The 5,473-nt window shown below is 51.8% G+C and carries 5 protein-coding genes, 4 tRNA genes and 1 other RNA gene; 2 read left to right on the top strand and 8 right to left on the bottom strand.

Features of this window, described 5'->3' with window-relative positions; genetic code table 11:
* The 6 genes from ACJ8IP_RS24175 to ACJ8IP_RS24150 form a co-directional block, all read right to left on the bottom strand.
* A partial coding sequence (locus ACJ8IP_RS24175) for a GTP-binding protein (RefSeq protein WP_008502775.1) occupies positions 1-224 on the bottom strand: 224 nt, incomplete at its 3' end.
* Positions 225-333: 109 nt separating this feature from the next.
* Positions 334-409, bottom strand: a tRNA-Thr gene (locus tag ACJ8IP_RS24170).
* Positions 410-415: 6 nt separating this feature from the next.
* Positions 416-490: transfer RNA gene (locus ACJ8IP_RS24165), tRNA-Gly, on the bottom strand.
* A gap of 37 nt (positions 491-527) precedes the next feature.
* Positions 528-643: non-coding RNA, RtT sRNA (locus tag ACJ8IP_RS24160), on the bottom strand.
* Positions 644-689: 46 nt separating this feature from the next.
* Positions 690-774: transfer RNA gene (locus tag ACJ8IP_RS24155), tRNA-Tyr, on the bottom strand.
* A 25-nt stretch (positions 775-799) separates the two neighbouring features.
* A tRNA-Thr gene (locus tag ACJ8IP_RS24150) sits at positions 800-875 on the bottom strand.
* A 396-nt stretch (positions 876-1,271) separates the two neighbouring features.
* Between ACJ8IP_RS24150 and ACJ8IP_RS24145 the strand changes: the two genes are divergently transcribed.
* Both ACJ8IP_RS24145 and coaA read left to right on the top strand, forming a co-directional pair.
* Entirely contained in the window at positions 1,272-1,820 is a 549-nt protein-coding gene (locus ACJ8IP_RS24145) for a GNAT family N-acetyltransferase (RefSeq protein ID WP_033644356.1), read from the top strand.
* Between the two features lie 219 nt (positions 1,821-2,039).
* Positions 2,040-2,990 (top strand): type I pantothenate kinase, encoded by a 951-nt coding sequence (gene coaA / locus ACJ8IP_RS24140; protein ID WP_025304936.1) that lies wholly within the window; start codon positions 2,040-2,042, stop codon positions 2,988-2,990.
* Between the two features lie 48 nt (positions 2,991-3,038).
* Here the strand turns inward: coaA and birA are convergent, their stop codons facing one another.
* Both birA and murB read right to left on the bottom strand, forming a co-directional pair.
* Positions 3,039-4,001 carry a bifunctional biotin--[acetyl-CoA-carboxylase] ligase/biotin operon repressor BirA gene (gene birA, locus ACJ8IP_RS24135; protein ID WP_033644354.1) on the bottom strand — a complete coding sequence of 321 codons (963 nt, stop codon included), beginning with the start codon at positions 3,999-4,001 and terminating at the stop codon, positions 3,039-3,041.
* A complete protein-coding gene (murB, locus tag ACJ8IP_RS24130; protein WP_033644353.1) occupies positions 3,998-5,035 on the bottom strand; it encodes a UDP-N-acetylmuramate dehydrogenase in 1,038 nt (345 codons plus the stop codon). Before murB ends, birA begins: the two co-directional genes overlap by 4 nt.
* Positions 5,036-5,473: the final 438 nt, after the last annotated feature.

Below are 5,473 nucleotides of genomic sequence, written 5' to 3'. Positions count from 1 at the left end.
CGAGTCGGGGTGTCATACTCAACGTGAGAGGTGTTGATGGTGATACCACGAGCTTTTTCTTCTGGCGCGTTATCGATCTGGTCGAAAGCACGTGCAGAACCGCCGTAGGTTTTAGCCAGTACGGTAGTGATCGCTGCAGTCAGGGTAGTTTTACCGTGGTCAACGTGGCCGATAGTACCGACGTTAACGTGCGGTTTTGTACGTTCAAACTTTTCTTTAGACATCGATTGTCCCTCTAAGACACGGATAAATCGGTGGTATCACCACATCAACCAAGCATTTGCTCGTTGAATCCAGAACAGAAAGAAAATCAGGGGGCGAGAAATTAAGAAGTGGTGCTGATAGGCAGATTCGAACTGCCGACCTCACCCTTACCAAGGGTGCGCTCTACCAACTGAGCTATATCAGCACATCTTGGAGCGGGCAGTGGGAATCGAACCCACATCATCAGCTTGGAAGGCTGAGGTAATAGCCATTATACGATGCCCGCATCCTGGAACTCGGCTACCTGATTTTTCTGTAGAATTTTGGGGATAGAGCAGGATTGTTCATCACTCGGCTCGTATCCTTCGGGCCGGCTGCGCCTCGCGCTGCACAACTCGAACCTTGCCGAAGGCTTTCGCCCTCTCCTCCCGCCATCAACCGTTGCGGTGTTTATCGCATCTCAGTTAATCGCCGAAGGCAAGATTTGGTGGTGGGGGAAGGATTCGAACCTTCGAAGTCTGTGACGGCAGATTTACAGTCTGCTCCCTTTGGCCGCTCGGGAACCCCACCAGATTTTAACTACTTGTGACTTGAATGGTGCCGGCTACCGGAATCGAACTGGTGACCTACTGATTACAAGTCAGTTGCTCTACCTACTGAGCTAAGCCGGCATCAAGTGCAGCGCATTCTAGGTAGAGCGGGCGACCTATGCAACAAAAAAATTGCTTTACGCGCACTTTCGCTCATAAATCAGTCAATTTTGCATGCTGTCATGCAATTCGCAGCCTGTGGCGTGCAAACATTCATCACTTGCGGCAATCATTCTCTACAATTTTATCCACTTTTTGCAAGCTTTGAACGCCCCTTTCTCCGTGTCGGGCTTCTCAAAACACGTAACCCACGGCGGTAAACCGTGAGCGGGATCGATGCACCAAAAAGAGGATGGCTGCCCTGGTTCGTGGCGTGAACTACACTTATTCCTTGCTCTTTCGCCGTGGCTATGCCTTTTATCGCTCTGGCGCAGTTATTGCTTATCTTCATTACCCCCATATCTGGAGGAATGACCGATGAAAATAGTGCCTATCAACGCCGCTACGCTCCCGATTTATCGCGATGAATTGGCTCGCCTGTTGACCGATGCGGTCACCCACGGCGCTTCAGTGGGCTACGACACCTTAATCCCGCATGAAGACGCCGAGAGTTACTTCCACAGCCTGCGTCCGGCCTTGGCCAAGGGTGAGCTGCTATTGTGGATTGCCCGCGACGAACGCGGCGTCGTTGGCACCGTTCAACTCGAGCTCTGCCAGAAACCGAATGGCCGTAATCGTGCGGAAGTAGTGAAACTGCTGGTTCATAGCCGCGCTCGTCGCAACGGCGTAGGCCTGGCGCTAATGAAGACGTTGGAGCAAGCGGCACTGCAACAACAGCGCGGGCTACTGTATCTGGATACACAGGCCGGTTCGGCGGCAGAAGCACTTTATCGCAGTCTGGGCTATCGCTGCCTGGGTGAAATGCCTGACTATGCGGCCGGACCCGATGGCTATTACCACTCAACCGTCATTTATTACAAACGTCTGTTCACCGTGACCCCGTCTTCACGCGCTATCGCCAGCTAACCTTCAGGCGGTATCCTGACGCCATGATACCGCCTTGCAACCCCGCTTTATCAACTGCGCGCCGCTTCGCACAATTGACATAAACTGCTGCCTATCGACAACTTTTGCGAAAAAAGTCTACGCCAAAAACGAAGCTGTCTATAATATGCAGCTTGTTTATTCTCTGGAGTTGGCGTCCGGCGCCTTTCCCAACCTGCGTTAACAGGCAGAATTTGGCTTATGATAAAAAGAGATCAATCTTTAGCAACGCCTTACCTACAGTTCGATCGTACCCAGTGGGCTGCGTTGCGAGATTCGGTGCCGCTGACGTTGTCGGAAGAAGAGATCGTTAAACTGAAAGGGATTAACGAAGATCTCTCGTTGGAAGAAGTTGCGCAGATTTATCTGCCGCTGTCACGACTGTTGAACTTCTATATCAGTTCCAACCTGCGCCGGCAGGCGGTACTGGAACAATTCCTCGGCACCGACGGGCAAAAGATTCCCTATGTCATCGGCATCGCCGGCAGCGTAGCCGTCGGCAAGAGCACGACCGCACGTCTGTTGCAGGCGCTGCTGAGCCGCTGGCCGGAACACCGCAGCGTTGAGCTGATCACGACCGACGGCTTCTTGCATCCAAACAAGGTGCTGAACGAACGCGGTTTGATGAAGAAAAAAGGCTTCCCGCAGTCTTACGATATGCATAGCCTGGTGAAGTTCGTGTCGGAAGTGAAATCCGGCGCCAAACGTGTCACCGCCCCGGTTTATTCCCATTTGATCTATGACGTTGTGCCCGAAGGTAATAAAGTCATCGAACAGCCGGACATTCTTATCCTGGAAGGGCTTAACGTATTGCAAAGCGGTATGGATTATCCTCACGATCCGCATCGCGTATTCGTTTCCGACTTCGTCGACTTCTCTATATATGTCGATGCGCCGGAGACGCTATTGCAAAGCTGGTATATCAACCGTTTCCTGAAATTCCGTCAGGGCGCATTTTCCAATCCTGATTCTTATTTCCATAATTATTCAAAATTGCCGGAACCGGAGGCGATTAATATCGCCACGCAATTATGGAATGAAATCAATGGATTGAATTTGCAGCAGAACATACTGCCTACCCGCGAACGCGCGAGCCTGATTATGACCAAAAGCGCCAACCATGCCGTTGAAAGCGTGCGTTTAAGAAAATAAGCCTACCGAACGATCAAGGGGACGCTGCCGTCCCCTTGTCTTTTCTCACTATTCCGCGCTGCGCAGCGATATCTCTCCGCCGATAAAGGGTTTGATTTCCCCTTCTTGTTCCAGCAGGAGTGCACCTTGCGCGTCGATACCCCGGGCGATACCCACAATCTGTCGCTCGCCAATCAGCAGTTTGACCGGTCTGTCGATAAAATTATCCAGCGTGCGCCAACGGCCAATGAATGGCGCCAGCCCATCTATCTCGAATTGTTTTAATGACTGCCGCAATTCATTAAGCAGAGTGGCGGTCAGCTCATTACGATCGATGTTAATACCGGCTTCTTGCAGGTTGATCCAACCTTGATTGATCCCACTCGCATTGGTATCCCGCATCGCCAAATTAATGCCAGCGCCGATGACCAACTGAGCCGCATCGCCGGTTTTCCCCGTCAACTCGACCAAGATCCCTGCCAATTTACGATCGTTCAGGTAAAGATCGTTGGGCCATTTGACTCGCACATCTTTAGCGCCAAGACGCTGCAAGACCTCCGCCATCACCATGCCGATCACCAGGCTCAGCCCCATCGCCGCAGCCGGCCCCTGTTCCAATCGCCAAAACATCGACAGGTATAAATTGGCGCCAAACGGCGAAATCCACTGACGCCCACGACGACCGCGGCCGGCCAGTTGGTACTCAGCGATGCAGGCGTCGCCAGATTGCAGCGTTTCGATACGATCCAGCAAATATTGATTGGTAGAGTCTACGACCGGCAGCACGGTAACTCGCTTGTCGTCCAGCCCTCTAAGAATGCGTTCCGCCTCCAATAGCTGCATGGGAGCAGGCAAGCTGTATCCTTTCCCCGGTACAGTAAAGACATCCAGCCCCCACTCGCGAACGGTTTGAATATGCTTATTGATCGCGGCGCGGCTCATGCCCAATGACTCACCGAGCTGTTCCCCGGAATGGAATTCACCGTCGGCCAATAGCGCGATCAGTTTTAACGGGACCTTGGTATCTCTCATGACAGCACCACCACAGCGTTCAATTCGCCAGTTGCGCCAATGAAACGCACCTCAGGTTCCAGCCATACGCCAAATTTATCGGCCACAGTCTTACGGACATGGCGCGCCAGAGCCACCACATCCTGACTATGCGCATTATCGATATTCACCAGCACCAGCGCCTGCTGGCGGTGTACGGCTGCGCCACCGATGCGATACCCCTTCAGTTCGCACTGATCGATCAGCCAGCCAGCGGCCAGCTTCACCTGACCATCCTGCTGCGGATAATGCGGCATGCCGGGATATTGTGTGATGAGTTCTGCGGCTTTCCCCGCGTTCACCAGCGGATTCTTGAAGAAACTGCCGGCATTACCGGTTTCGCGCGGGTCCGGCAGCTTGCTGCGGCGCATGGCACATACGGACTCGAATACCTGAAGTGGCGTCACCGTGGCGGGATCCAGCTTGGCCAGATCGCCATAGCTCAACTTGGGTTGCCACTGCTTGCTCAGACGCAGACCCAGCCCGACAATGGCATGCCCAGTTTGGAAGCGATGTTTGAAAATGCTTTCCCGATAGCCGAAACCACAATCGGCTGCCGGAATGCGATCGATGGCACCCGTAGAGAAGTCCAGCAGGTCGACATACTCACAGACATCTTTCAATTCGACGCCATAGGCACCGATATTCTGGATAGGCGCGGAGCCGGCCAATCCAGGAATCAACGCCAGGTTCTCCAACCCGCAGATCCCGGCCTGCAGCGTATATTGCACCAGATCGTGCCAATTCTCACCGGCGCTGACATGGAGATACCAGGCATCGTTATCTTCTCGAACATCGATGCCCTTCAGTTGGTTAACCATGACCGTACCCGAAAAGTCTTCCAGGAACAGTACGTTGCTACCTTCACCGAGAATCAGCAGCGGCTCCTGACGCTTGCGCGTTTGTTGCCAGACTTTGAGCATCAACTCAATTCTATCGGCGATGACCAGGTGCGCTGCGTTGACCGGGAGCGCAAAAGTATTGTGGTTTTTTAAAGACGCGCTTTCAGTAGACATAACGTTCAGTACCCATGCGGAAATAATCTTTTGCTTAGTCTACTCGATTCGAAGCGTCTGGCTAATATTTGTTTTAATTAACGTGAAATTTATCGAGTAATGCACTGAAGAATTAGGATTTATCTTTGATATAACAGGATAATTCTTATCAACATGTTCATAAATAGGCATTTTTATTATTTAAATAATAATCTGAATCTATCAATTATATATTGAGCTGGTTATTCTCCTGCTCAAAAGTATTATACGTGCTTATGTAAATAAGCAACGCCGCTGAAATAGGTATTTTTCTAAGCAATAGATACGATCAGGGGATTTATTTTACGCATAGCAAAAAGCCCTGAACGTCAGTTCAGGGCTTTCAGCTTTGTTTGATGCCTGGCAGTGTCCTACTCTCGCATGGGGAGACCCCACACTACCATCGGCGCTACGGCGTTT

It is taken from the genome of Serratia sp. CY52157 (genome assembly GCF_052168495.1).
Classification (GTDB): Bacteria; Pseudomonadota; Gammaproteobacteria; order Enterobacterales; family Enterobacteriaceae; genus Serratia; species Serratia ureilytica.
Note: the sequence above shows the minus strand (reverse complement) of the source record. Positions and strands in the feature narration are given on the sequence as shown.